The sequence below is a fragment of the Micromonospora sp. NPDC047740 genome (assembly GCF_043204735.1).
GTDB lineage: Bacteria > Actinomycetota > Actinomycetes > Mycobacteriales > Micromonosporaceae > Micromonospora.
This window is the reverse complement of sequence record NZ_JBIDCT010000011.1, coordinates 248,554-274,882: the sequence shown is the minus strand read 5'-3', so window position 1 is coordinate 274,882 and position 26,329 is coordinate 248,554. Positions and strand designations below refer to the sequence as shown.

Here is a 26,329-nt window from a genome sequence, read left to right as displayed (position 1 = left end):
GCGAGCGCCGGATCAGGACCGCAGGCCGTTGCGGCGCAGCACCGCGTCGCCGAGCACGATGGCCAGCAGCAGCGCGGCGATCCCGAGCAGCCAGATGTCCTCGACCTTGCCCTCGTGGTTGCCGCAGAGCGCCATGATCACCAACACCACCGCCGACAGCACCGCCGCGATCCGTCCGGACTTGCGGTGTCCGGGCTTGTGCTGATCTGGCGCGGTTACCGGCTCGCTTCCTGCCACTGTCGGTCCTTCCCTCGCGATCGGATCTCCGGTTAGTCTGGCACGCCCCGTGTCGCGCCCGGCGCAGGGTCCGGCCTGATGGGGGACGCGTGACCCGCGAGGACGATCGGGAGCTGCTCAAGGCGGCGTACGAGGCGTGGGACCTGGAGGACTGGGCGGTCGCCGGCGGAGCCGGCGCGCCGGAGCTGGACGGGATCGGTGCGGGGCTGAGCCGCCCGGGCCGTTGGACCTGCCCGCACCAGGGCGGAAGGGCACTACCGGCGTCGCGGGTCGGGGACCACACTGCCTCCGGTAGCGTCGAGACGTACGCCTGATTGCCTTTTGAGGGGGACTACGGTGCGAGTGACCGGTACGGGACATGCCAGCATGCGGATCGACACGGCCGCGGGCAGCATCCTGTGCGACCCGTGGGTCAATCCCGCCTATTTCGCCTCCTGGTTCCCTTTCCCTGACAATTCGCAGCTCGACTGGGAGTCCCTCGGCCAGGTCGACTACCTCTACGTGTCGCACCTGCACCGGGACCACTTCGACGCGAAGCACCTGCGCGACCACATCTCGAAGGACGCCACTGTCCTGCTGCCCGAGTTCCCCACCTCCGAGATGGAGGACGAGCTGCGGGAACTGGGCTTCACCAAGTTCCTCAAGGCGCCGAACGAGCAGGTCGTCGAGCTGCCCGGCGGCCTGAAGATCATGATCCAGGCGCTCACCAGCCCGACCGACGGCCCGATCGGTGACTCCTCGCTCTGGGTCGAGTACGACGGTGTCCGGCTGCTCAACCAGAACGACGCCCGCCCGGCCGACCTGAGCGTCTTCGCCGAGCTGGGCCACGTGCACGCCCATCTGCTGCAGTTCTCCGGCGCGATCTGGTACCCGATGGTCTACGAGCTGCCGCAGGCGGCGAAGACCGCGTTCGGCAAGCAGAAGCGGGATCGGCAGTTCGACCGCACCTGGCGCTACATCGACGACCTGAAGGCCGACCACGTCTTCCCGATCGCCGGCCCGCCCTGCTTCCTCGACGACACGCTGTGGCAGTTCAACGACATCTTCGGCGACGAGGGCAACATCTTCCCCGACCAGTCGGTCTTCCTGGAGGAGTACGCCAAGGTCGGCGGCACCAACGGCATCGTGCTGCTGCCGGGCAGCGTCGCGGAGATCACCACCGAGGGGGCGAGCACCACCCACCCGGTGCCGGTGGCCGAGTTCTTCGCCAACAAGGTGGCCCACCTGGAGGAGATGCGGGAGCGCAAGCGCCCGATCATCGAGGCCGAGAAGCAGTCCTGGCGGCACCCGGAGCTCGACGTGCTCGGCGAGATGAAGCGCCGGATCGAGCCGCTGCTGGACGAGTCGATCTACCTGGCCAAGGGCGTCGGCGGGCCGGTCCGCTTCGACCTGGTCGGCTACGACGGAGAAAGTGTCGAGTCGATCGTGGTGGACTTCCCGGGCAAGGAGGTCCGGCCGTACGCGGACGAGAAGGTCCGTTACCGGTTCCGTACCGAGCGGGCGCTGATCGAGCACCTGCTGCACATCGGCGAGGTGGACTGGGTCAACTCGCTCTTCCTGTCCTGCCGCTTCTCGGCGGCCCGGATCGGCCAGTACAACGAGTTCGTCTACGCGTTCTTCAAGTGCCTGTCCGAGGAGCGCCTCCAGTACGCGGAGGGCTGGTACGACGAGCACGAGCGGGCCGTCGACGCGGAGGACATCACGCTGGACGGCTGGGTGGTCCAGCGGCGCTGCCCGCACCTCAAGGCCGACCTGAGCCGGTTCGGCGTCGTCGACGGCGACCAGCTCACCTGCCAGCTGCACGGCTGGCGGTTCGACATGGCCAGCGGCCGCTGCCTGACCAGCGTCGGCCACAAGATCCGCGCGCACCGCGCCGACGCCGACACCCCGGCCCCGGCCGGCGAGGCGATCAGCTGACCACCGCCCGGCGTTGAGCAGGGGCCTTCCGTGGAAGGCCCCTGCTCGCCTCAGCGGCCGAGGTCGGCGAGGATGCGCTGGGCGGCGTTGTGGCCGGCCGCGCCGATCACGCTGCCGGCCGGGTGGCAGCCGGCGCTGCCCGCGTACACCCCGTCGACGCCGGTGGCGTACGGCATCCGGTCGGTGAACGAGACGGTGTTGTCGACGTGGTGGATGTGGCCGCCGGTGATGCCGAAGTGCGCCTCGATGCCGGGCGGGGGCAGCGGCACCGCATCGGCGATCAGGTCGCCGGTGCCGGAGGCGTACCGCTCGCAGATCGCCACCAGCTTGTCGACGTAGCCGGGCAGCGCCTCGTCCCAGGTGGTGCCGGAAAGCTCGTACGGGACCGACTGCACGAACAGCGCCGAGGAGTGGTGCCCGGCGTCGTCGGCCAGCGACGGGTCGACCGTGGTGTGCAGGTACCACTCGATGGTCGGCTCCTCCGGCAGCCGCCCGGCCTGCACGTCCGCCCACATGGCGCGCAGCGCGGCCATCGGCGACTCGCCGCCCTGCCCGACCAGCGACGACGAGCCGGGCAGCAGGTGGATGGTGGAGCCGAACGGGCTGGGCGCGTCCGCCGGCAGGCAGGAGAACCGGGGCAGGCCGCGCAGCGCCAGGTTGAGCTTGAGCGTGGTGCCGGGACGGCGGACCGCCGCCATTCGCTCGGCCAGCGGCGCCGGGAGCGCGCCGTCGGGCAGCAGCTCCATCAACCGGTACGGGTCACAGGCCCCGAGCACCACCGAGGCGGCCACCTCCCGCCCGTCGGCGAGCACCACACCGGACGCCGCGCCGCCGGCCAGGGTGATCCCGGTGACCGGCGTACCGGTCAGGATGCGAGCGCCGGCGACGCGGGCGGCCTCGGCGAAGGTCCGGGAGACCGTGCCCATGCCGCCCTGGGCGATCATCCAGGTGCCGCCCGAGCCGGGCAGCCGGCACATGTTGTGCACCAGGAAGTTGTGCCCGGTGCCAGGGTCGTCCGGCCCGGCGTTGAGGCCGGAGAGGCCGTCGGTGACCGCGTACATGCTGACCAGCAGCTCGGAGCGGAAGTCGAAGCGGGCCAGGTAGTCGGCGACCGAGCCGCGGACCAGGTCCGCGAAGACCTGCCGGAGCGCCGGGCGGACGTACCGCTCGGCGGTCTCCGCCACCGGCAGCGGCTCGGCCAGCCAGGCCGGCGCCAGGTCCTCGCGGAGCTGGGCCAGCTCGGCCTGGAGCGCGTCGTCGGCGGCCGCGTCGGCGGGGGAGAACATCTCCGCGAGCTGCTGCCGGCTCGCCGCGGCGTCGCTGCCGAAGAGCAGGTACGGCGCGCCGAGCCCGCCCGGGGTGGGCAGGAAGTAGTGCGGGTCGCGGCGCAGCACCGGGATGCTCACGTCGAGCGTGGCGAGCAGCTCCGGCGGCATCAACCCGAGCAGGTAGGAGCCGGTGGAGTGGCGCAGGCCGGGCACCTTCGGGAACGGGCTCTCGGTCCGGGTCGCCCCGCCGATCACCTCGGCCGCCTCCAGCACCAGCACGTCGAGGCCGGCGCGGGCCAGCAGGATCGCCGAGACCAGACCGTTGTGCCCGGAGCCGACCACGACGACGTCGGCGCGGGACGGCAGCTCACCCAGTTGCTCGCTCATGCGGCCACCTCGCTTCGCTCGGCGATCGCCTGAGGCTCCATTGCACTGTGCCGGATGATTCGCTCGCTGCGCTCGCTCATGTCCGGGCAGCCTAGTGGCGCGCGCCTCCCTCGGGGAGGGTGTCGCCGGGTTCGGCTGGGCGGAACTGGAGGAGCTGGCTGATCAGCTCGGTCTCGAAGAGCGCCTCCGGCTCGTCGACCGCCCAGCCGAGGTGGCCGAAGACCTCCATGGCGACCAGGCCGTAGAGGCGGGTCCAGGCGGAGAGGAAGGCGTACGCGATCTCGATCGGCAGCGGGCCGTGGCTGGTCGCCAGCGGGGCGAGGTGCCCACCGAGCCGTTCCTGGAGCAGCTCCGCCGGTGGGGTCGGCAGCCGGCTGCCGCGGGTGAGTTCGACGAACGGGGTGAGGAAGACCGCCCCGAGGCGCGCCCCAGGGTGGTCGGGGTTGTCGCACTGGTCGGCGAACTCGATCACCCCGGGGACCGGGTTGCCGAAGATCAGGGTGAACTCGGCGGGATGGCCGACGGCCCACCGTCGCAGCGCCCGGCACATCTCAAGGAGCTGGCCGGCCGGGTCCGGGCCGGACGCGTCCCGGGCCGCCTCGACCTCCTGGCGCAGCTCGTCGTAGAGGTCGCCGGCGAGCCCGGCGACCAGCGCCTCCAGGCTGGGGAAGTACCGGTAGATCGCCGGGGCGGTCATGCCCATGTCCCGGGCGATCGCCCGCAGCGAGACCGCCTCGATCCCGCCGGTCACCAGCAGCCGCCGGGCCCCGTCCTTGATCTCGGACAGGGTCGCCGTACGCAGGCGTTCCCGCCGGGTGGGTGCGGTCATCTGTCGACCCCCTTGACCGAAGCGAACGCCGTTGACATAGTAAACGCCGTTCACTCAAATGATTCATGCTTACCGGATACGACCTTAACGGTCGGTGAGGGGGAAGGCGATGTTCGCCTGGTGGGGGCGAGTGGTGGTACGCGCCCGGTGGGCGGTGCTGGCCGCCGCCGTGGCACTCGTGGTGCTCGGGTCCACCTGGGGCGCCGGGGTCTTCGGCGAGCTGACCGGGGGTGGGTTCGAGGACCCGGCCAGCGAGACCAGCCGCACCGCCGCGCGGATCACCAGCGAACTGGGCCGGCAGGGCGCCGACGTGGTCGTGCTCTGGTCCAGCGACACCGCCACGGTCGACCAGCCGGCGTTCCGCGATCCGGTCACCGCCACGGTGGCCGGGCTGCGCGGGCGGTCCGCGGTGGCCAGCGTGACCACCTGGTACGACAGCCCGGCCCCGGCGCTGGTCGCCACCGACCGGCGGGCCACCTACGCCCTCGTCCGCCTCACCGGCGCGGACGACGACGCGCGGGCCGCGCAGTTCGAGGCGCTGCGCCCCGCGCTGGACGCCCCCGGGCTGCGCACCGAGGTCGGCGGCGCGGTCGCCTTCCAGCACTACGCCAACACGCAGACCACCGAGGACATCACCCGCGCCGAGACGCTGTCCCTGCCGGTGCTGCTGGTGCTCCTCGTGCTGATCTTCGGCGGACTGGTCGCCGCCACCACTCCGCTGCTCATCGGCGGGCTCGCCATCCTGGGCGCCTTCGTCGCGGTACGCCTGGTGAACCTGTTCACCGACGTGTCGATCTTCGCGATCAACATCATCACGTTGATCGGCCTCGGCATGGCCGTCGACTACGCCCTCTTCGTGGTCAGCCGGTTCCGCGAGGAACTCGCCGCCGGGCACGACACCGGCGAGGCGATCCGCCGCACCATGGCCACCGCCGGCCGGACCGTGCTGGTCTCCGGGCTGACCGTCGCCCTGGCCCTGGCCAGCCTGCTGATCTTCCCGCAGGCCTTCCTCCGCTCGATGGGGCTCGGTGGCGTGGCCGCCGTCCTGGTCGCCATGCTGGCCGCGTTGACCGTGCTGCCGGCCCTGCTCGCGGTGCTCGGCCACCGGATCGACGCGGTGCGCGTACCCCTGCCGAGGTGGCGCGGGGCGCGGCGGGCCGGGCCGGCGGAGGCCGGCGCGGGCGGCGCCTGGGCCCGGATCGCGCGGAGCGTGATGCGCCGCCCGGTGCGTTACCTGGTCGGGGTCGCGCTGGTGCTCGTCGTGCTGGCCACGCCGTTCCTGCGGATCACCTTCGGCGGCTTCGACGAGCGGGTGCTGCCGGCGGACGCCGCGCCCCGGGTGGTCTCCGAACGGATCGCCGCCGAGTTCCCCGGCGGCCAGGTCGCCCCGATCGACCTGCTGGTCTCCGGGGCGCCGGCCGAGGTGGGGCGCGGCTTCGCCGACCGGATCGCGGCGGTGCCGGGGGTGACCGGGGTGCAGGTCGCCGCCCAGCGTGGGGAGAGCACGCTGCTCTCGGTGAGTTACCCCGGCGAACCGACCGGCGACACCGCGCAGCGGGTGGTCCGCGACCTGCGCGACCTGCCCGGCCCGGCCGGGGCCGAGGTGCTGGTCGGTGGGCGGCCCGGCGCCGACCGGGACCTGCTGGACAGCCTCGGTGACCGGCTGCCCTGGATGGCACTGCTGATGGCCGCCGCCACGCTGGTGCTGCTCTTCCTCGCCTTCGGCTCGGTGGTGCTGCCGGTCAAGGCGGTGCTGATGAACCTGCTCTCGATCGGCGCGTCGTTCGGCGTGGTGGTCTGGATCTTCCAGGACGGCCACCTGGCCGGCCTGCTCGGCTTCACCCCGACCGGCTTCATCGAGCCGAGCAACCCGATCCTCATGCTCGCGGTGCTCTTCGGGCTGGCCACCGACTACGAGGTGTTCCTACTGTCCCGGGTCCGGGAGGAGTGGGACCGCACCGGCGACAACACCGCCGCGGTGGCCGGCGGCCTCCAGCGCACCGGGCGGATCATCACCGCCGCCGCGCTGCTGCTGATCATCGTGGTGGCCGGCTTCACCACCGGCGGCATGTCATACATCAAGCTCATCGGGGTCGGCATGATCGTCGCGATCGTGGTCGACGCGACCCTGGTCCGGGCCCTGCTGGTGCCGGCGACCATGCGCCTGCTCGGCCGCTGGAACTGGTGGGCCCCCGGCCCGCTGGCCCGCGTCCACCGCCGCTACGGCATCCGCGAGTCCGAGCCGGCCCCTCCCGTCCCAGTCCCCTGACCCGCGCGCGTCCGACCGGCCCTCTCGTTGATCAAGAAGTTTGCGTCGGTGAATGCTTCTCACGCGACGCAAACTTCTTGGTCAACTCGCGAGGGCCTGGCGGGGGTGGGGGACGGGCTACGATGCCTCGTGATGATCGCCTCGACCGAGCGGCTGGTGGTCCGCGACTGGACCGACGCGCCCGACGACCTGGCCCGGATCTACGACATCTACTCGCGGGACGAGGTGATGCGCTGGCTGGGCGGGGGCAAGGGGCGGATGACCGACCCGGCCGAGGCGGCGGAGCGGGTACGCGCCTGGCGGGACCGGTACGACCCGTACGCCGGCCGGTGGGGCCTCTGGGCGATCGAGCCGCGCGACGCGGGCCGGGCGGCCGGCAGCGTCCTTTTGAAGCCGCTGCCCGGGCGGGACGGGGTCACGCCGACCGACGACATCGAGGTCGGCTGGCACCTGCACCCCGACTCGCAGGGCCACGGCTACGCCACCGAGGCGGCCCGGGCCGTGCTGGACCGCGAGTTCGCCACCGGCACCCGGCAGGTCTACGCGGTGGTGATGGCGGGCAACGAGCCGTCGATGGCGGTGGCCCGGCGGCTCGGCATGACCTACCTCGGCATCCGCACCGACTGGTACGGCGGCGTCGACCTGGAGACCTTCGTGCTGTCCCGGCCGGCCTGACCAGCTTCCTGGCGCAGGCCGCCCGGCGGCACGGCGTCATCGACGTGACAGCGGGCCTGAGCAGGTGACTGCTCAGGCCCGCTGTCGTACGGGGCTCAGCCGAAGGTTTTGACGCTGCTCCAGTCACTTGCCAGCACGATCTTCACTGGGCCGTTGGTGTTGGTGGTGGACGGGTAGTAGACCCGCACCTGCCCGTCCGACCCGAAGCGGGCCCAGAGGTCGGGCACCCGGTCTCCGTTGACGTCCGGGATGCCGATGACGGCGGTGATGTTGGTGTCCGTCCAGGAGTTCCCGTAGTTGACGTCCCCGCTGCGGGAGTTGGCGCCCAGCTTGATCGAATTCAGATCCACGCTGCCCGCGACCGAGCCCGGCTTGCCGTGCCGGATGTACATGTAGCCGTTGTCCAGGTCACGCCAGAGCAGATCCGGTGTGCCGTCCAGGTCGATGTCCGCCACGTTGACGATCTCCCGGCGGGCCCAGGAAACGCCCTCCATCAGGGTCGCCTCCTGGAAGCTGGCACCGGTGTAGCCGCTCAGCGTCCAGAACGCGGTCCCGGCCCGGAGGACCAGGTCGGGGTGCTTGTCGCCGGTGATGTCACCGACCGCCTTGATCTGGGTCCAGGTGGCCGGGTCGGGCGCGTTGGCCGGCAGCAGGATCCGCAGCCGCTTGTCCACGTTGAAGCTGCCGTAGCCGTCGCCGGGGTAGAGCCAGAACTTGCCGTCCGGGGTGCGGGCGAACAGGTCGGTCGAGCCGTCACCCGGGTACGCGTCGGCGTACTTCGTGATCAGGGCGGCCTTGCCGGTGGCCGAGTCGAACCAGTGACCAGGTGGGTCGAGCTTGCTGTCGTTGGTGTACGAGCCAATGAGCCACGCGTTCAACTCGCCGCCCTCGTCGCCGGCGTAGTTTCGGAGCTTGCCCGACGAGTTCACGAGGAGCAGGTCGGGGATCCCGTCGCCGCCCGTGTCGCCCGGCCCGTCGGCCGCATCGCGGGGCGGCACGTAGAAGCTGTAGTCGGTACGGTCGCTCTGGTTGCCGACCGCGTCGTAGGCGTACACCTGCAGCACGGTGGGACCGGCGTGCCGTGGCTTCAGGTCGGGCACGGTGGCGGTGCCGTTGGAGGCAAGGACCTCCTTCCAGCCGACGCCCTCAATGGAGTAGGTGAACTTGGCCGCGCTGGCGGCGGTGAACGTGACGGCACCGGTCTGGCCGAACTTCACGGTCGCCCAGGTGGCCCCGTCGGGGGTGGCCTCCTTGAACACCGCGCTGGTGACTTCCGGGGCCGGAGGTTTGGTGGCGTCGATGGTGATCTGGCAGGGCTGGGCCCCGGGGTAGTACGCGGACACCTCTCCCGACGTGTCCTCGGCGCGTACGTCCCATGAGTAGGTGACTTTGTCCACCAGGCTGGTGGAGGGGATCAACAGGCTGGCCTCGCCGTTGCTGTTGGGCGTGACCAGGGTGCCGGCGGGCACCGTCCCGCCGGTCTGCCAGAAGCGGAAGCGCAGGCTCTTCAGGTTGCCGTCGGGATCGGTGGCCTTCGCGTACAGGCTGATGTTTGCCTTGGCAACCGCACGACCCGCACCTGGGCCGGGCACACAGTCGCCGCCGGGCGTCGTCTTGCCGTTCGTCGGCACGTTGGGCTTCCGGTTGTAGGTGACGGAGAGCGAGGCGGACTTGGCACTGAACTTGCGCCAGGTCAGCGTGTCGGACTCGCTCGTGGCGCGCATGCCGAGCGTGAGTGTCGACCAGCCGCTGTTGAAGCCCTGTTGGGCCGCGTTCGTCACGTCGAAGCTCACGTAGTCGTCGGCGCAGCTGCTGCCGTAGCCGTGGGCGAAGGACAGTTTCTGCTGCAGCGTCGTCCAGCTCGGCTGCGCGTTCCAGGTGGTGCTGGAGGAGATCGCGCCGGTGAGCCAGAGCTGCATCTCCCGGGCCGTGCAGTTCCAGGAGTGGTTGTTCAGGACCTTGAAGGTGGCCGAGCTGGCCTTCGCGCCCTTCAGGCTGCTGCTGTAGCCCATCCGCCAGAAGGAGCGGGTCCGCAGCGGCGTCGTCTGCTCGTAGCCGACCCGGGCGTCCGTGGTTCCCGTGTTGAAGTTGGTGCCGTTCCAGGTGTTGGTGGTGGGGTGCTGCGAGTAGACCGTCGCCCAGGCCGACTGGCCGCTGTTGAGGGTCGGGTCGAGGAAGACGGGGAAGAGCACGTCTTGGTCGGTGAAGAGCCCGGTCGCGGCGGCGTCCAGGTGCAGCCGGACGTCGCCGGTGCCGTCCCGGTCGAGGCGGGTGGGGATCGGTGCCCGCTTGGCGCCGGGCTCGGCGCCGCTGAGGCCGGAGAGCTTCAGCACGTCGGCGGTGGTGTCCACCGCGGTACGGGGGGTGGCGCCGGGGCCGGCCTCCGGGTCCCGACCGGCGGAGTCCCAGGCGAACGGGGTGGGGATCGAGCTGATCTCCTTGCCGCTGGCCTTCTCCAGGGCCCGCACGCCGCCGGTGTCGGGGTCGTGGCGGAAGACCAGGGTCTTCGAACGCAGCCCGTAGCTGACGGAGCTGACGGCCTTGGCGGCCTCGCGGTTCTTGACGATCAGCAGTTGGGCGAAGCCGCCCGTGTCGCGGGCGACGACGAGCAGGTCGACCCCGGAGCGCACCTCGGGGTAGAGGGCGCGTGCACCGTCGAGCACCGGCTCCGGCAGCTTGCCGGGCCAGGTGTATGCGACGGTGTGGCCCTCCACGTCCAGCTCGGCCAACACTGTTCCGGCCGCGTCCGCCGGTGCGGCCGCGCCGCCGGTGGAGAAGCGCACCGGGGTGGGGGCGTTGACCGGCCGGATGTCGAGGCCGCCGGGGCTCTTCCCGGTACGGGCCAGGGTGTTGTCGAGGTCCACCCACTGCCCGGTGGTGTTCTTCGCCCGCTGCGGCGTGGCGTGGAACTCGCTGCGCAGCTGGCCGTCGGGAAGCGCCCAGGTCCGTGAGTTGGCCGTGGTGGCCGTGTCGACGAGCACCTCCTTGCCGGTGAGACGCGCGTCCACTATGGCGGTCACCTCGTCGCGAGGTGCCGGGGGTGCCGCTTCGGCGCGGATGCCCACGTCGTCGGGCCCGGGCCACCAGGGCGCTAGGGCGACGACAAGGGGGGCCAGCACGAGGCCCAGGGTGAGGGTCAGCCTGGTGCGCGTGCGCACGAAGGGTCTGAGCAGGCGAGGCGCGGTCACGGCGGGTCGCACTCCCGTGGGGCCAGACGGATAGGGAAGGAATGCACAAACGGCCCCGGTCGGCGGGGCCGAAGGGGCAGATTGCGGCCACACGATCGCACATCGCCGCCGAATCCGATGCATCCGTCGATGTTATGAATCCGTTATCTCCGTTTCAGTGATCGCCCTGACGCGCACCGTAATCGGATCTTGTGTCTGGGTTTGGTGGGTCCAAACGGGAGTGGATGTGCGGATCTGCACCTCTGGTGCCGACTCTTGCGATCCGAGGCTCTCTTGGCGCAAAGATGGCGTGACGCGGATCACATCGACCTCCTTGATTTCACTCTTTGTGATGTTGAGCAACTGACTCTCCTGCCGGACAGTGCTCACGCACGCGTCGGTCCGGCGCGTGCTTTCGCGGTTTGCCGCGCCCTTCTTTGTCTTCACGCTGGGTGGGAGTCGACGCGTGCGAGGTATCGGTTTGCTGTCCCGGCCGTGGCGCCGGGGGACCCCGACGAGGCCAGGTCAGCCCCGATGGGGTCGGGCTCGTGCGGCGATGGTGTTGGCGCTGTCCACGACCTTGGTCGCGACGATGCTGCCCGCCGAGGCGTGGGCGGTGCCCGGTGCCGGTATGGCGCGCGAGGAGATGAACGTCGACCTGCCGGACATCCCGCAGACCGAGCGGGCCGATGAGGACGACCAGGCCGAGAAGAACCTGGTCACCGCGCCCGAGGTGCCGGTGGAGCCGTACGCGCCGGTCGCCGTCACCCCCTGGGCGCAGGACTCCGGTGTGGTGGATCTGACCGGTGTGGAGCCGGGCGCGACGGTGCCGGTGGATGATCTGCCAGTCGCGCTGGGTGTGCCGTCCGGTGGTGACCCGGCCGCGTTGGCCGGCGCCTGGACCGTGGACCTGGCGGCGCCGGAGGCGTCGCAGGACGCGAGCGTGTCGGGTCTGATCATGAAGATCACGCCGCCGGCGACCGCAGACCCGGCGGCCGAGGTCGCGCTCGCGGTGGACTACACGCCGTTCGCGGACCTGTACGGCCCGCAGGCGGCCGACCGGTTCGGTGCGGTACTGCTGCCGGCCTGTGTGTACGACTCTCCGGACGCCGGCGACTGCGCCCCGGACACCGGCACGTTGTCGGCTCAGCGGCTGTCCAGCGAGGTGGAGTTGGTGCCCGGGGCTGCGGCGCCCGCTCGCCTGACGGCCGACGGCGACGAGTCGGTGCGTCGGGTCATGACCAGCAACATCCCGGTGGGCGAGCTGCTCGGCGAGCAGCCGGCGAGTCGCGGTGCGTCGGTCGCCGAGTCGACCGGGTCGAACGTGGTCGGCGTGCTGGACACGGGCGCTTCGGCGGCCGGCGACTATACGGCGACTCCGTTGCTGTCGTCGGGCTCCTGGGCCGCTGGTGCCTCGTCCGGTGCGTTCACCTACTCGTACCAGGTGCAGGTGCCGGAAACCGCCGGTGGGCTGATGCCAAAGGTGGCGCTGTCCTACTCGTCACAGACGGTGGATGGACGGACCTCGGCGACAAACAACCAGGCGTCGTGGATCGGTGACGGATGGGACTACAGCGCCGGGGCGATCACCCGCAGTTACGCCAGTTGCCGGGAGGACTCGAAGAAGGCCGGGGCGAACAACAAGGACCACAAGACCAGCGACCTGTGCTGGGGGTCCAAGAACGCCACCCTGTCGCTGGCCGGCATGACCACCGAGTTGGTCTGGGACGCGGGCAAGAACGCCTGGTTCACCGCCAACGGCGACGGCTCCAAGGTCGAGTTGCGCAAGGACACCGGCCTGGCCAACGGCGACAACGACGGCGAGTACTGGGTCGTCACGACCCGTGACGGCACCAGGTACCACTTCGGCCTCAACCGCCTGCCGGGCTGGACCGCGGGTAAGGCGGAGACCAACTCCGTGCTCACCGTGCCGGTCTACGGCAACCACCTGAGCGACGGCGAACCGGCGGAAACCTGCTACAAGGCGGGCGGGGTCGACGCGTGGAAGGCGTCCGCCTGCACCCAGGCCTGGCGGTGGTCTCTCGACTACATCGAGGACGTCCACGGCAACGCCATGAGCCTGTGGTGGGCGAAGGAGACGAACTACTACGCCCAGAACTTCAACTTCAAGGCTCCGGTCGTGTACGACCGGGGCGGCTACCTGACCCGCATCGACTACGGGCAGCGCCGGGACACCATCTTTTCGGCCGAAGCCCCGGCCCGGGTGCGGTTCATCGTGGCCGAACGGTGCTTTGACGAGGGCACCCTCACCTGCAGCGACGCCAACTTCGCGGACAAGAACCCCAGCAAGTACCGGATCTGGTACGACACGCCGGCGGACCTGCGCTGCTCCGCGGGTGTGAAGTGCTGGAACGCGTCGCCGTCCTTCTTCACCCGTAAGCGCCTGGACATGATCAGCACGTCGGCGCAGCGGCGGACGGACACCACCGCCCGCCAGGTGGTCGACGAGTACCAGCTCAAGCAGTCCTTCCCGATCCTCAAGACCGGCCCGAACACCGCGCTGTGGCTGGAGTCGATCACCCGTACCGGGTACGGCCGTAACGGCACCACCGACGCGAGCATCAAGCTCAACGCGGTGCGGTTCGAGTCCAACGCCGAGGACATGCCGAACCGCGTCAAGAAGGACAACCGCCCCGGCTTCTCCCGGCTCCGCATCGCCCGGGTCATCAACGAGTACGGCGGCGAGACCGTCGTCACCTACAAGCAGCCCGCCGGTGACTGTGCGACCGGCACCGGCCTGCCCGGCAAGAGCGACACGGCGGCGCTGAAGGCCAACAATCGGCTCTGCTACCCGTCCTTCTGGCACCCGGACCCTGCCGTCGAGGACATCGACTGGTTCCACAAGTACGTGGTGGACAGCGTTGAGGAACTGCCCAACGTGGACAGCGCCTACAGCACCACCACCATCACCCGGTACGACTACGCCAACCCCGGCTGGAAGCTCGCCGAGCAGGAGTTCACCAAGAAGTCCACCCGCACCTACTCCCAGTTCGCCGGGTTCGAGCAGACCACGGTCCTCACCGGCGCTGACGAACCGGCGATCGGCAGCAAGCGGACGAAGTCCGTCACCCGCTACTTCCGCGGCATGGGCGACACCGTGTCGATGCGGGACATCACCGGCGCCGAGATCGCCAAGGACCTGGAGCCCTTCGCCGGTCGGGTCGCCGAGGAACTGACGTACAGCAGCGCCGGCGACGCCGACACCAACTGGTTGACCCGCAGCGTCACGTACCCCGCCGCCCAGCTGCTGGCCTCCCGTACGCGGGACGACGGGCTGAGCCCGTTGGAGGCGTGGCGGGTCACCGAGCCGCGGCAGGTGTCGTACACCAAGTCGTCGGGCACCGGCGACGACACCCGCACCGAGCGGGTGGTCGAGACGAAGACGACCTTCGAGACGACGCACGGCCTGCCCACGTACATCGAGTCCCTCGGTGACACGGGCAAGACGGGTGACGAGTCCTGCACGTTCGTGGAGTACCTGCACCAGACCGACAAGAACGTCATCGGCCTGACCAAGCAAACGCGGACCAGCCCGACCACCTGCGCCGCGGCCACCTTCGACGACCTGAAGACGCTGAGTAGCGCCGGCCAGGTCGCCTACGACGGCCAGGCGTACGGCATCGCGCTCGGCAGCACGACCCGCGGGCTCGCCACCCAGACCTGGTCGCTGAAGGGCGACGGTTCGGGCTTCCAGTCCAACGGGACCAGCAGCTTCGACGCCATCGGCCGCGTCTTGTCGAAGACCGACCCCGACGGTAAGACCTCCAGGATCACCTACAGCCCGTCCACCGGTCAGGCCTTCACGGTCACCGAGGAGAACTCGCTCGGGCACAAGCAGGTCCAGGAACTCGATCCGGGCCGAGCCGTCACGGTCAAGACCACAGACCTCAACGGCCGGGTCAGCGAGGCGAAGTACGACCCGCTGGGCCGCCTCGTCGAGGCCTGGGGACCGGGTCGCACCCCGTCGCCCGCGTCCGTCCCGGACTTCAAGGCCGAGTACGCCACTCCGGTCGGCAAGCCGCCGTACATCACGACGTTCAGCCGTGGCCACGATGACAAGATCCAGACCTCGGTCACCCTCTACGACGGTCTCGGCCGCGAGCGGCAGTCGCAGGAGGAGGCGACCGGCGGCGGCCGGCTGATCACCGACACGCTGTACAACAGCTCCGGTGAGGTGTGGCAGACCAACAACGCCTACTACGCCGCCGGCGGGCCGGTCGGCACCCTCTTCACGCCGCTCGCCGGCACCGCGATCCCGAACGCGACGCGCTACACCTACGACGGCCTCGGCCGGGTCACCCAGGAACTGCCGGTCTTCAAGGACGTGGCCGCGCCGGAGCGGGCCACCAGCTACACCTACGGTGCCGACCACTCGACGGTCATCAACCCGTCGGGTGCGACCTCCTACCGGCTGTTCACCGACGCGCTGGGCCGGACCACCCGGGTGGACACGTTCACCAACGCCAGCCGCACCACGTTCACCTCCATGCGGTACGAGTACGACGCGCGCGGCCAACTGGCGAAGGTCACCCACTCGGCCGACCCCGACCCGACCCACTCGTGGACCTGGAGCTACGACCAGCGCGGCCGGCTGGTGGAGACCAGCGACCCGGACGCCGGCACCAGCCGGTTCACCTATGACCACCGGGACCGGCAGCTCACCGCCACCAACGCCCGCAACATCACCGTCTGGAACGGCTACGACGAGCTGTCCCGACCGACCCAGCAGCGCCTCGGTGACAACAACGGCGCACTGCTGGCCGAGTTCACCTACGACACCGCCTCCGGTGGCAAGGGCCTGCCGGCGACCGCAACCCGCTACACCGACGGCCTGCCGTACAAGCAGTCGATCGGCGGCTACACCACCGACTACCAGCCGACGTCCACGACGCTCACCCTGCCGCAGGCGATCGCCGACACGTGGGGCCTGAAGACCTCGTACACCTACGACTACACGTACACCGACACCGGCCTGACCGAGTCGGCGACATTGCCGGGGATCGGGAATCTGCCCTCGGAAAAGGTCCTCGTCCGCTACACCAAGGACGGCCTGCCGCTGTCGGTGTCCGGCAAGGACTGGTACGGGTCGGAGACGGTCTACTCGCCGTACGGCCAGGTGCTCCGGTCCACCCTGGGTGCGCAGCCGTACCGGGTCTGGACGACGGCGACGTACGACGACGCCAGCGGTGCCCTCACCGACCAGCAGGTCTTCCGCGAGCAGACGACCGACAAGGGCGTCGTCGGTGGCAACCTGGTCTCGCACCGCTCCTACTGGTACGACGACGCGGGCAACGTTCTCGCCATCCGCGAGCGCGCGACCGGCATCGAGGAGCGGCAGTGCTTCCAGTACTCGCTCGGCCGGCTGAAGACCGCGTGGACGGCCAAGGACCAGGCGCTGTGCAACCCGGGCCCGGTCAAGACCGACGGCACCCTCAACGTGGCGGCCGGCACCGACGGCTCCGGCTACTGGCAGGAGTACGAGTACGACCTGCTCGGCAACCGCACCAAGCTGGTGGAGAAGGACCTCACCGGTAACGCGGCCAAGGACGCCACCACCACCTACGCCTACGGCAAGGCCGACGGCAGCCAGCCGCGCACCCTCACCAAGGTGACGAAGAACTACGTAACCCCGGCGGGCGCACAGGTCACCGCCGAGGCGGAACGGCTCTACGAGCTGACCGGCGAGACCAAGTCCGTCAAGTCCATCGAGAACGGCGACGAGCAGACGCTGTCCTGGACGTACGACGGCCAGGTGGAGCGGATCGCCGGCCAGGGCGCCAAGGGCAGGACCGCGTACGTCGGCCTCGCGAACAAGTGCCTGGACCTGAGCAAGGGCCTGGCGACGCCTGGTCAGCCGCTCCAGCTGTACCCGTGCAACGACTCACCCGCTCAGAAGTGGACCTTCGCCCCCGTCCCGAGCCAGGGCAACGCCAACCTGGGCACGCTCTCCGTGTATGACAACTGGTGTGTCCAGCCCGCGGCTAACGCCGCTGGATCAGTACTAGGGATTCAGAGGTGTGACGGTTCCGATGGCCAGCGGCTGGAACGCACCTCGGTGGGGCAACTCAAGCACACCGCCTCCGGTCTGTGCGTCTCCGTCAAGGATGCCGCCACGGCCGACGGTTCCGCCATCGTTCTGGCAACCTGTGATAGCGCCGCTGTCGCCCAGCAGTGGGAGGCGCAGGACGAGACACGCCACATCTACGGGCCTGGCGGAAACCGCCTCCTGACGATCCAGGGGAGGCAGGCCACGTTGAATCTGGGCGAGGCTCAGGTCAGCGTCCAGAAGGGCGGGGTGCATGTCAGCACCCACCGCTCGTATGCCGCCCCCGGCGGCACTGTGGTGCGGTACGCCAACCACGCCGTTGCCGGCTCCGCGCTGGTGGCCCTCGCCGGTGACCACCAGGGCACTCCGTACGCGGAGGTCGGCCTGTCGGGGGCCATGCCCGTCCGGGTCCGAAAGCAGGACCCGTTCGGCAACCAGCGCGCCGCCGCGCCTATCGGTGTGAATATTCAGACCAACCAAGGGTTCCTCGGTGCGGTCCGCGACGATGCCTCTGGTTACACCCCGCTGGGTGCGCGCATGTACGACCCGGCGGTCGGCCGGTTCCTCTCAGCGGACCCGGTGCTGGACGTGACGGACCCGGAGCAGAGCAACGGGTACGCGTACGCGCACAACAACCCGGTGACGCTCTCGGACGCGAGCGGACTTTCGGTGGCGCTGACGGCCAGCGAGATGGCGGCGGCGCTGGCGGGCGCGGGCCTGTCGGCCGCGCAGGTGGCCCAGGCGCAGTCGAACATGAACCGGTCGCTCATGTCGGTGATCCTCGAGTCGGCCTGGTACATGCTGAAGGATTTCATCGGCATCAACGACGCCATCAACTGCTTCGGCGGTGACATGTGGGCGTGCGGCAGCCTCATCATCGGGGCGATCCCGTGGGGCAAGATCGGCAAGATCCCGGCCGTGATCCGGGCCATCGATCGGACGATCGCCGCGATCCAGGCGTGGAAGGCGGCCAAGCGCGCGGCCGAGGCGGTGCTGGCGGCCGCCCGGGCGGCCGAGCAGGCGGCGGTGAACGCCAAGAAGTTGGCCATCGAGCGGGCGAAGAAGGCCGCCCAGGCGGCGCAGAAGAAGGCCGCCGACAAGGTCAACGCGACCAGCAACAAGGCCGTCAACAGTACGAAGAAGACGGGCAACCCGGTCCAGAAACAGGCTCAGGCCAAGTCCAACCCGAAGGGCTCCTCCGCTGGCTCCGGCGGTGCTGGCGGCAAGGGCGCCGGCGGTGGCGGCAAGGGCAATTCGAAGCCGGGCGGTTCGACGGGTAGCACCAACCGCAGCAACGGCGGCTCCAGCGGTGGCGGCGGCGCCGGCAAGGCGGACGCCGGCGAATCCTGCAACAGTTTCGTGCCGGGCACCAACGTCCTCATGGCCGATGGCTCCACCAAGCCGATCGAGGAAGTGAAGCCGGGCGACAAGGTCATGGTCACCGATCCGGAGACGGGGCAGACCGAGATCGAGACGGTCTCCGCGACGATCAAGGGTGATGGTGTCAAGCACCTGGTGAAGGTCACCATCGACACCGATGGCGAGAAGGGCTCGGTCACCGCCGAGGTCACCGCGACCGACGGGCACCCCTTCTGGGTCCCAGAACTGGGTGAGTGGATCGACGCCACCGACCTCCGGTCCGGCCAGTGGCTGCAGACCAGCGCCGGGACGCTCGTGCAGATCACGGCGATCGAGCGTTGGACCACCCCGCGCGCCACCGTCCACAACCTCACCGTCGCCAACGTCCACACCTACTATGTGCTCGCCGGGGATGCGCCAGTCCTCGTTCACAACGCGAACAGGCCGGCCGCATGCGAGTTGCTGTTCCCTGGCCCCAACGCCAAGAATGGTGTAAGCGTCGAAGAATTTGGGGAGGTAAGTGACGCGGAGGGGCTGGCGATCCAGGTGGAAGGAAACGCCAACGGCTGCCACTCCTGTGGTGCGAAAACCCCTCGCGCCTCGGGGTGGTGGACACCGGACCACCAGCCCATCACCAAGCTCGTGCCGGAAGGTACGCCGCAGTTGCTGTTCCCACACTGCGGCACCTGCATGGCGCGGCAAGGCAACCTCGCTATGAAGCTGCTTACCGGGGGTACTCCGTCCGGATTCCGTAAGAACCCTATGGGTCTTCTCGTGCCGACGCCCTTGAAGGATGCTGGCTGGGTGAAGACCACAAGTGGACTTCTGATACCAGGCTGATGGGTGGTGAAGGATGCGTTGGGTGCAGTCGTTTGGCGGGCCGCTGATTCTCATTCCGCGTGACTCGGTAGCCCTGTGGCACGGGTCGTACGGCCCTGATGGTGACGATGAAGTGGAGGAGGAGGAGACCGACTACTGGCGCATTTCTGAGCAGGTGCAGGATTTTGCTGAGTCGGTCGACGTCCATGGAATCGAGGCCCTGGTGCTGGCAAACGGACAATGTCCTACGACCTTCGTTCCCGCTGGTAGCCTATTCGTTCAAGAAATGAGCAGCGGCGCCAGTGGGCGTGCTGGAGATTCCGTACTGCAACTGCTTCCAGGAATCAAATGGAGTCATGTTACGGCCTGGAATTGTGCTGGTCCGAGCCTGTTGTTCGACTCGGCTCGGTTCGGTCCGTCGATCAAGGATTCCGACTGTCTCCCGATAGATCTACCGCCGGGTCGATATGCGGTCCGCTCGGCGTATCGGATGGCTCAGTCGATCGGGGAAGGTTCGCTCGCACTCACCAAGCTTGAGTTTCTGGAGTAAAAGCAGTTTCGGCGGCGCATATCGTCTGGCTGCCTGATGGCCAGCTTCTAGACGCAGCCGGAACGGCGGCGGCTCGCCTGCCTGTGCCGCTGGGCGATGACTGGCAGAACTCGCCCTGGCCGAGACGGAGGCTGACCTGCCGGCCCAGGCCGAAGGTCGCCGCCGCCATCGCGGCCAGGTCGTCGGGATCCAGTTCGTCCGGCACGCCGGCGGGCCAAGTTGTGGCTCTACCACGAGGTCAACATCGTCTCCGGCGATGATCTGTTCATCCCTGACATCGCGGTGCTGCGTTCCTCTGGTCGTGGCCAGGTGGCGATGGACATCGCCGAGGCGGTGCTGCTCGGTGAGATCGTGTCGCCGGGCAATCGGCGCAAGGATGTGATCGACCGCCCCCGCGAGTACGCCGTCGCCGGGGTTCCGTTCTTCCTCCGGGTCGACCTGCGTAACCGGGTTCCCGCGATGGCGCTCTACGAGCTGATCGACGGGGAGTACCGCCCGCTAGCCGCCGCTGCGGCCGGCAGCACCTTCTCAATGAGGCAGCCGTTCGAGTTCTCCGTCGATCCGGCCGACCTCCTTGATGAGGAGGCGCCGGTCGAGGACGACGACGAGTCCCTGGTCGAGGGCGGCGATGATTCCCCGGTCGAGGGACCGGGCGGCGGAAACTGAGGCTCCCAGCGGACGCTCAGCGGCGCTGGGGAAGAATGGGCGGGTGAGTTCTCTCCGCGAACTTGTCCTGCTCGGCTCGACCGGCTCGATCGGTACCCAAGCCATCGACATCGTCCGGCGTAACCCGGACCGGTTCCGGGTGGTGGCGCTCGGCGCCGGTGGCGGCAACGTGGACCTGCTCGCCGCGCAGGCCCTGGAGCTGGGCGTCGAGGTGGTCGGTGTGGCGAAGGCCTCCGCCGCCCAGGACCTGCAGCTCGCCTTCTATTCAGAGGCGAGCCGGCGTGGCTGGGCCACCGGCGACTTCAAGCTGCCCAAGATCGTGGCCGGGCCGGACGCGATGACCGAGCTGGCCGGGTGGCCGTGCGACGTGGTGCTCAACGGGGTGGTCGGCTCGCTCGGGCTGGCGCCGACCCTGGCCGCGCTGCGCGCCGGGCGTACCCTCGCGCTGGCCAACAAGGAGTCGCTGGTGGCCGGCGGCCCCCTGGTGAAGGCCGCGGTGCGGCGGCCGGGGCAGATCGTCCCGGTGGACTCGGAGCATTCGGCGCTGGCGCAGTGCCTGCGCGGCGGCACCCGGGCTGAGGTACGCCGGCTCGTGGTGACCGCCAGCGGCGGGCCGTTCCGGGGCCGGCGGCGGGACGAGCTCACCGAGGTCACGCCGGAGCAGGCCCTGGCCCACCCGACCTGGAACATGGGCCCGGTGGTCACCATCAACTCCGCCACCATGGTCAACAAGGCCCTTGAGGTGATCGAGGCGCACGAGCTGTTCGACGTGCCGTACGCCGACATCGAGGTGATGGTCCACCCCCAGTCGGTGATCCACTCGATGGTCGAGTTCACCGACGGCTCCACCCTCGCCCAGGCCAGCCCGCCGGACATGCGGCTGCCCATCGCGCTCGGCCTCGGCTGGCCCGACCGGGTGCCCGAGGCCGCCGCCGCGGTCGACTGGACCAGGGCGCACAGCTGGGAGTTCTTCCCGCTCGACGACGCCGCCTTCCCGGCGGTCGCCCTGGCGAAGGCGGCCGGGGAGGCCGGGCGCTGCCGCCCGGCGATCTACAACGCGGCGAACGAGGAGTGCGTGGCGGCGTTCGTCGCCGGGCGGCTGCCGTTCCTCGGCATCGTCGACACCCTCCAGCGTGTGCTGGAGGACGCTCCGGAATTCGGCGAACCGGGTACCGTCGAGGACGTGCTCGCCGCCGAGTCGTGGGCACGGGGGTACGCCCAGAAGATCATCTTCGGGTCGGTGGAAGGAGCTTGATGGCAAACCTGCTCGGGGTGGTGCTCTTCGCCGTGTTCATCCTCGTCTCGGTGAGCCTGCACGAGGCGGGGCACATGCTCACCGCCAAGGCGTTCGGGATGAAGGTCACCCGATACTTCGTGGGCTTCGGCCCGACGCTGTGGTCGTTCCGGCGGGGCGAGACCGAGTACGGCATCAAGGGCATCCCGCTCGGCGGCTTCTGCAAGATCGTCGGGATGACCCCGCAGGACGACGACGTCGAGCCGGCCGACCAGCCGCGCGCCATGTGGCGGTACCCGGTCTGGAAGCGGACGATCGTGATGTCCGCCGGCTCCATCACCCACTTCGCCCTGGCCCTGGGCGCGCTCTGGGTCATGGCCATCTCTGTCGGCCTGCCCAACCCCAAGGCACCGACGACCGAGGCGGGCTTCAAGGCCGAGCCGGCGGTCATCGCCCTGGCCCCGTGCGTGGTGGTGGAGAACGCCAACCGCGCCTGCCAGGCCGGCGACCCGGCCAGCCCGGCCGCGAAGGCCCAGCTCAAGGACGGCGACCGGATCACGGCGGTCAACGGCAAGCCGGTCTCCACCTGGGGCGACATGCTCGACGTGGTCCGCGCCACCAAGCCGGGCACGGCCACCGTCGACTACGTCCGAGACGGCCAGCCGGCCAGCGCCACGGTCGATCTCGCGGCCGTGCAGCGCCCGCCGCTGGGTGACCCGAAGGGTGCCGCCTCGTCGGTCGCCGCGCTCGGCGTCGGGCTCCGGCCCAGCACGCCGGCCCGGATCGAGTACGGTCCGGTCGCCGCGATCGGCGCCACCGCCGACTTCACCGGCACCATGGCCGTGCAGACCGCGCACGCCATGCAGCGGATCCCGCAGAAGGTGCCCGCCCTGTGGAACGCGATCACCGGCGGCGAGCGGGACATGGACACCCCGATCAGCGTGGTCGGCGCCAGCCGGCTCGGTGGCGAGTTCGTGGCGAACGACGCCTGGTACGGGTTCTTCATGCTCTTCGTCTCGCTGAACTTCTTCATCGGGGTGTTCAACCTGCTGCCGCTGCTCCCGCTGGACGGCGGGCACATCGCGATCGCCTGGTTCGAGCGGGTCCGGTCCTGGCTCTACGCACGCCTGCGCCGCCCGGACCCGGGTCGCGTCGACTACCTCAAGCTCATGCCCATCACGTACGCGGTGATCCTCATCGGTGGCGCGTTCACGCTGCTGACCGTCACCGCGGACGTCATCAACCCGATCACGCTCTTCTCAAGGTGAGTGCCTGAAGTGACCGCTGTCAGTCTCGGTATGCCGCCCGTACCGCCGCCGCCGCTCGCCCCGCGCCGGGCCAGCCGCCAGATCATGGTCGGCTCGGTGCCGGTCGGTGGGGGCGCGCCGGTCTCGGTGCAGTCGATGACCACCACCCTGACCGCCGACGTCAACGCGACGCTGCAGCAGATCGCCGAGCTCACCGCGTCCGGCTGCCAGATCGTCCGGGTCGCCGTGCCCTCGCAGGACGACGTGGAGGCGCTGCCGGCGATCGCGAAGAAGTCGCAGATCCCGGTGATCGCCGACATCCACTTCCAGCCGAAGTACGTGTTCGCCGCGATCGACGCGGGCTGCGCGGCGGTCCGGGTGAACCCGGGCAACATCCGGCAGTTCGACGACAAGGTCAAGGAGATCGCCAAGGCCGCCGGCGACGCGGGCGTGCCGATCCGGATCGGCGTGAACGCCGGCTCGCTGGACAAGCGGCTGCTGGCCAAGTACGGCAAGGCCACCGCCGAGGCGCTGGTCGAGTCGGCGCTCTGGGAGTGCTCGCTCTTTGAGGAGCACGGCTTCCGGGACATCAAGATCTCGGTCAAGCACAACGACCCGGTGGTGATGATCCGCGCGTACCGGCAGCTCGCCGAGAAGTGCGATTACCCGCTGCACCTGGGTGTCACCGAGGCCGGCCCGGCGTTCCAGGGCACCATCAAGTCGGCGGTCGCCTTCGGCGCGCTGCTGGCCGAGGGGATCGGCGACACCATCCGGGTCTCCCTCTCCGCCCCGCCGGTCGAGGAGATCAAGGTGGGCAACGCGATCCTGGAGTCGCTGGGCCTGCGCGAGCGGGGCCTGGAGATCGTCTCCTGCCCGTCCTGCGGCCGGGCCCAGGTGGACGTCTACAAGCTGGCCGAGGAGGTCACCGCCGGCCTGGAGGGGCTTCCGGTGCCGCTGCGCGTCGCCGTCATGGGCTGCGTGGTGAACGGCCCGGGCGAGGCCCGGGAGGCCGACCTCGGCGTCGCCTCCGGCAACGGCAAGGGCCAGATCTTCGTGAAGGGCCAGGTCATCAAGACCGTCCCCGAGGGGCAGATCGTGGAGACCCTGATCGAGGAGGCGCTCCGGCTCGCCGCCGAGATGGGCGCCGAGATCCCCGAGGAGCTCCGCGACCTGGTTCCCGGAGCCACCGTCACCGTGCACTGAGCGCGGATCCGACACGACGTGCGGCTGTCCCCGCCGGGGGCAGCCGCACGTGTCGTTTCCGGCCGGTCCGGGGTCAGGCCCGCACCGTCGGCCTGGGCACGGCGGCGAACTCGGAGAGGGTGAACCACCGGGGCAGGGCCCGGCGGAGCGCCTCCGGGCCGGCCACCTGCACCGCGCCGCCGCGCAGCGCCTCCGGCCAGCTCAGGTCGCCGAGCCAGACCTGCACCAGGCCACGCAGGCTCGCGCGCACCGTCACGGAGACCTCGTGGCCCGGGTCCACGTCGCAGACGTCAGCCTCCCCGGCGGTGATGACGAGCCACCAGTCCCGCAGGTCGGCCGGCACGTCGTGGAAGCGGAACTGGACGACCGTCCGCCCGTCCGGGACGGCGCCGTGGTCGACGTGGCGGTGCATGTCCCACAGCAGCAGCTTTGGGTCCAGGTCCGCGTCACCCAGCTCACCGATCCAGCGGACGCCCCACGCGCCGAGCGCCTCGAGCACCGGCCGCAGCTCCCGCCCCGCCTGGGTCGGGACGTACCGCACCTCGGGGCCCTCGACGTGCCGCTCCACGACGCCGGCCCGGACGAGCTGGTGCAGTCGCCGGGACAGCAGGCTGGGCGACATCCGGGGCAGGCCCCGGCGCAGCTCGTTGAACCGCTCGGACCCGCTCACCAGCTCCCGGATCACGAGCAGCGTCCACCGCTCGTCGAGTAGCTCCATGGCCTTGGCGACGGGGCAGAACTGGTGGTAGGAGGCCCCCATGGCCGGCACGCTACGCCGGTGCCGCCGGCCCGACCAGGAACCTGTCGGGACCGGTACACATCTCGTACTAGGCTGCCGGTTGCCCGCTGCCTACCGTCCGTAGTGAAGGACGAGGCAGAGGGAGCAGTGATGATCGAGTCGATGGAGCGGGATCGGGCCGTGAAGGCCGGGCACCGCCAGATGTGGGCGCTCGGCAGCTACGCCACCGTCGCCGCGGAGGTCATCCCGGAGCTGGGGGCGGCCCTGGTCCAGGCGGCCGGCGTCGGCCCCGGCGACCGGGTGCTGGACGTCGCCGCCGGGACCGGCAACGCGGCCATTCCGGCGGCCCTGGCCGGGGCCGACGTGGTCGCCAGTGACCTGACGCCGGAGCTGCTGGAGATCGGGCGGACGCTCGCCGCGGCGCGCGGCGCCGAGCTGACCTGGCAGCAGGCCGACGCCGAGGCGCTCCCGTACGCCGACGGCGAGTTCGACCGGGTTCTGTCCTGCGTCGGCGTGATGTTCACGCCCCGGCACCAGGCCAGCGCCGACGAACTGGTCCGGGTCTGTCGCCCGGGTGGCACGATCGGCCTGGTCAACTGGACGCCCGAGGGCTTCATCGGGCAGATGTTCGCCACCATGAAGCCGTACGCCCCACCGCCACCGCCGGGCGCGCAGCCCCCGCCGCTGTGGGGGAGCGAGGACCACGTCCGCGCGCTGCTCGGGGACCGGGTCACCGACGTCGTCACCCGCCGTCAGGCGGTCACGGTGGACCGGTTCGCCGGCCCGGAGGCGTTCCGGGACTTCTTCAAGGCCCACTACGGACCGACGATCGCGGTCTACCGGGCGATCGCCGGCGACCCCGACCGGGTCGCCGCACTGGATCAGGACCTGGCCGACCTGGCGCGGCGGCACTTCGAGGCCGGGGTGATGCGGTGGGAGTACCTGCTGGTCACTGCGCGCCGGCGCGGCTGACCGGACGCTGGCGCCGGCCGGGGTGGTCGGGTCCTGGCCACCCCGGCCGGCGCGCCGGCCGTGCTCACTCGGATTCGGCGAGGATGGCGTACAGCTTGCGGCGGGTCTCGTCGAGCACCTGCGCGGCGCGTTCCCGCTGGTCGTCGGTGCCGGTCATCATCACCTGGCGCAGCGCGTGCATCGCCTGCGCGCCGGCGTCGCGGATGTCGTGCCAGCTGTTGACGGTCGTCTCGGCGAACTCCGCCCAGGGCGGGGTCTGGGCCGCCGTGGCCGCCTCCTCCCGCCCCTGCTCGGTGAGGGCGAACCGCTTCCGGCCGCCGTCGGAGTCGGCGGCGGCGGTGATCACACCCTCGTCCTCGAGCAGCTGCAGGGTGGGGTAGATCGAACCGGGGCTGGGCCGCCAGGCGCCGCCGGTCCGGGAGTCGATCTCCTGGATCATCTCGTAGCCGTGCATCGGTCGCTCGGTGAGCAGGGCCAGCACGGCGCCGCGCACGTTGGGCCGGCGGCCCCGTCCGCGGCCGCGTCCGCCGCGGCCATGCCCGTGGCCGTGCGGTCCGGGCGGGAACGGCGGCCCTGGGGGTACGGGCGGGAAGCCGAAGCCGCGCATCCGCATCTCGTGCATGGCGTGCATCCGTCGGTGGAAACCCATCGGGCTCTCCTTCTGTCGTCGTATCACTGATGCGTCGACGATATATCGGCAATGCATCGCCGACAAGACGTTCTG

The 26,329-nt window shown here is 70.2% G+C and carries 18 protein-coding genes; 11 read left to right on the top strand and 7 right to left on the bottom strand.

The features are described 5' to 3' along the window. Positions 1-12: 12 nt before the first annotated feature. Positions 13-237, bottom strand: a complete 225-nt coding sequence (locus ACGF4F_RS22150) for a DUF2631 domain-containing protein (RefSeq protein WP_357433658.1) — start codon at positions 235-237, stop codon at positions 13-15. Between the two features lie 89 nt (positions 238-326). Between ACGF4F_RS22150 and ACGF4F_RS22145 the strand changes: the two genes are divergently transcribed. Beyond that, positions 327-551: a hypothetical protein gene (locus ACGF4F_RS22145; protein WP_357433656.1), complete on the top strand. Its 225-nt coding sequence runs from the start codon at positions 327-329 to the stop codon at positions 549-551. A 22-nt stretch (positions 552-573) separates the two neighbouring features. Next, a complete protein-coding gene (locus tag ACGF4F_RS22140; protein ID WP_357433654.1) occupies positions 574-2,154 on the top strand; it encodes a Rieske 2Fe-2S domain-containing protein in 1,581 nt (526 codons plus the stop codon). A 50-nt stretch (positions 2,155-2,204) separates the two neighbouring features. Here the strand turns inward: ACGF4F_RS22140 and ACGF4F_RS22135 are convergent, their stop codons facing one another. Continuing rightward, the gene (locus tag ACGF4F_RS22135) at positions 2,205-3,809 is read right to left on the bottom strand and encodes an NAD(P)/FAD-dependent oxidoreductase (protein WP_357433652.1); all 1,605 of its coding nucleotides are present in this window, start codon (positions 3,807-3,809) and stop codon (positions 2,205-2,207) included. A gap of 91 nt (positions 3,810-3,900) precedes the next feature. Beyond that, complete coding sequence (locus ACGF4F_RS22130) at positions 3,901-4,638, bottom strand: TetR/AcrR family transcriptional regulator (protein WP_357433650.1); 738 nt, start codon at positions 4,636-4,638, stop codon at positions 3,901-3,903. Between the two features lie 94 nt (positions 4,639-4,732). On the opposite strand from ACGF4F_RS22130, the gene ACGF4F_RS22125 reads away from it, so the two are divergent. Both ACGF4F_RS22125 and ACGF4F_RS22120 read left to right on the top strand, forming a co-directional pair. Further along, positions 4,733-6,907, top strand: coding sequence for an MMPL family transporter (locus ACGF4F_RS22125; RefSeq protein WP_357433648.1), 2,175 nt, complete (start codon positions 4,733-4,735; stop codon positions 6,905-6,907). Positions 6,908-7,036: 129 nt separating this feature from the next. Next, positions 7,037-7,582 carry a GNAT family N-acetyltransferase gene (locus ACGF4F_RS22120; protein WP_357433646.1) on the top strand — a complete coding sequence of 182 codons (546 nt, stop codon included), beginning with the start codon at positions 7,037-7,039 and terminating at the stop codon, positions 7,580-7,582. A gap of 95 nt (positions 7,583-7,677) precedes the next feature. Here ACGF4F_RS22120 and ACGF4F_RS22115 read toward each other — a convergent pair whose 3' ends face one another. Next, complete coding sequence (locus ACGF4F_RS22115) at positions 7,678-10,770, bottom strand: hypothetical protein (protein ID WP_393079802.1); 3,093 nt, start codon at positions 10,768-10,770, stop codon at positions 7,678-7,680. Positions 10,771-10,902: 132 nt separating this feature from the next. Further along, complete coding sequence (locus tag ACGF4F_RS22110) at positions 10,903-11,196, bottom strand: hypothetical protein (protein ID WP_357433642.1); 294 nt, start codon at positions 11,194-11,196, stop codon at positions 10,903-10,905. A 19-nt stretch (positions 11,197-11,215) separates the two neighbouring features. Between ACGF4F_RS22110 and ACGF4F_RS22105 the strand changes: the two genes are divergently transcribed. The 6 genes from ACGF4F_RS22105 (at position 11,216) to ispG (ending at position 23,894) form a co-directional block, all read left to right on the top strand. Then, positions 11,216-19,015, top strand: a complete 7,800-nt coding sequence (locus ACGF4F_RS22105) for a ricin-type beta-trefoil lectin domain protein (RefSeq protein WP_393079798.1) — start codon at positions 11,216-11,218, stop codon at positions 19,013-19,015. Positions 19,016-19,037: 22 nt separating this feature from the next. Next, positions 19,038-19,544 (top strand): Imm21 family immunity protein, encoded by a 507-nt coding sequence (locus ACGF4F_RS22100; RefSeq protein ID WP_393079795.1) that lies wholly within the window; start codon positions 19,038-19,040, stop codon positions 19,542-19,544. Positions 19,545-19,763: 219 nt separating this feature from the next. Next, complete coding sequence (locus ACGF4F_RS22095; RefSeq protein ID WP_393079792.1) at positions 19,764-20,210, top strand: Uma2 family endonuclease; 447 nt, start codon at positions 19,764-19,766, stop codon at positions 20,208-20,210. A 43-nt stretch (positions 20,211-20,253) separates the two neighbouring features. Continuing rightward, positions 20,254-21,465: a 1-deoxy-D-xylulose-5-phosphate reductoisomerase gene (dxr, locus tag ACGF4F_RS22090; RefSeq protein ID WP_393079789.1), complete on the top strand. Its 1,212-nt coding sequence runs from the start codon at positions 20,254-20,256 to the stop codon at positions 21,463-21,465. Further along, on the top strand, positions 21,465-22,712 hold the full coding sequence (locus tag ACGF4F_RS22085) for a site-2 protease family protein (protein WP_357433632.1): 1,248 nt from the start codon (positions 21,465-21,467) through the stop codon (positions 22,710-22,712). The genes dxr and ACGF4F_RS22085 overlap by 1 nt, the downstream gene beginning before the upstream one ends. 9 nt (positions 22,713-22,721) lie before the next feature. After that, positions 22,722-23,894, top strand: coding sequence for a flavodoxin-dependent (E)-4-hydroxy-3-methylbut-2-enyl-diphosphate synthase (gene ispG, locus ACGF4F_RS22080; protein WP_393079785.1), 1,173 nt, complete (start codon positions 22,722-22,724; stop codon positions 23,892-23,894). A 73-nt stretch (positions 23,895-23,967) separates the two neighbouring features. Here the strand turns inward: ispG and ACGF4F_RS22075 are convergent, their stop codons facing one another. Next, positions 23,968-24,654, bottom strand: coding sequence for a winged helix-turn-helix transcriptional regulator (locus ACGF4F_RS22075; protein WP_393079782.1), 687 nt, complete (start codon positions 24,652-24,654; stop codon positions 23,968-23,970). A gap of 129 nt (positions 24,655-24,783) precedes the next feature. On the opposite strand from ACGF4F_RS22075, the gene ACGF4F_RS22070 reads away from it, so the two are divergent. Then, a complete protein-coding gene (locus ACGF4F_RS22070) occupies positions 24,784-25,605 on the top strand; it encodes a class I SAM-dependent methyltransferase (RefSeq protein WP_393079779.1) in 822 nt (273 codons plus the stop codon). A 64-nt stretch (positions 25,606-25,669) separates the two neighbouring features. Here ACGF4F_RS22070 and ACGF4F_RS22065 read toward each other — a convergent pair whose 3' ends face one another. Beyond that, the gene (locus tag ACGF4F_RS22065; RefSeq protein WP_073832556.1) at positions 25,670-26,254 is read right to left on the bottom strand and encodes a PadR family transcriptional regulator; all 585 of its coding nucleotides are present in this window, start codon (positions 26,252-26,254) and stop codon (positions 25,670-25,672) included. Positions 26,255-26,329: the final 75 nt, after the last annotated feature.

Bases quoted from the DNA above. Each gene is read 5' to 3' on its own strand.
- ACGF4F_RS22135 (WP_357433652.1), bottom strand. From the start codon at position 3,809: ATGAGCGAGCAACTGGGTGAGCTGCCGTCCCGCGCCGACGTCGTCGTG.
- ACGF4F_RS22130 (WP_357433650.1), bottom strand. From the start codon at position 4,638: ATGACCGCACCCACCCGGCGGGAACGCCTGCGTACGGCGACCCTGTCC.
- ACGF4F_RS22085 (WP_357433632.1), top strand. From the start codon at position 21,465: ATGGCAAACCTGCTCGGGGTGGTGCTCTTCGCCGTGTTCATCCTCGTC.
- ACGF4F_RS22075 (WP_393079782.1), bottom strand. From the start codon at position 24,654: ATGGGGGCCTCCTACCACCAGTTCTGCCCCGTCGCCAAGGCCATGGAG.
- ACGF4F_RS22070 (WP_393079779.1), top strand. From the start codon at position 24,784: ATGATCGAGTCGATGGAGCGGGATCGGGCCGTGAAGGCCGGGCACCGC.
- ACGF4F_RS22065 (WP_073832556.1), bottom strand. From the start codon at position 26,254: ATGGGTTTCCACCGACGGATGCACGCCATGCACGAGATGCGGATGCGC.